We start from the raw sequence: 269 nt of genomic DNA, 5'->3' as shown, positions 1-269 counted from the left end.
TCCAGCCAGTATTGGAATTCAATCCATGGACGGGCACAGGGCGAGGCAGAGATGGACGAAGAAGGAAAACAGACCATGCGTGTACTTGCAAGAAATATGGTATTTCTGATGAAGAGTATCGCCTTAGGAAAAGAGAAGTTTGGCTTGCCGGAAACCGAAGAAAGAGTAGCAACACACTTTATCCGATAGAGAAGAAGATTATTAAAATGACAGGTGTATAAAGTTTGCAAATAAAAGTTGGGGAGGAAAGCAAGATGGCGAAAGATCAG

The 269-nt window shown here is 42.8% G+C and carries 1 pseudogene; it reads left to right on the top strand.

Going from position 1 to position 269, the window contains the following annotated elements:
• A pseudogene (locus GPK60_RS09730) lies at positions 1-189 on the top strand (flavodoxin family protein); the annotation flags it as partial.
• Positions 190-269: the final 80 nt, after the last annotated feature.

The organism is Ruminococcus sp. MCC718, from assembly GCF_018783905.1.
In the GTDB taxonomy this organism is placed as follows: domain Bacteria; phylum Bacillota; class Clostridia; order Lachnospirales; family Lachnospiraceae; genus Hominisplanchenecus; species Hominisplanchenecus faecis.
This window is presented reverse-complemented; position numbering and strand designations above follow the sequence as displayed.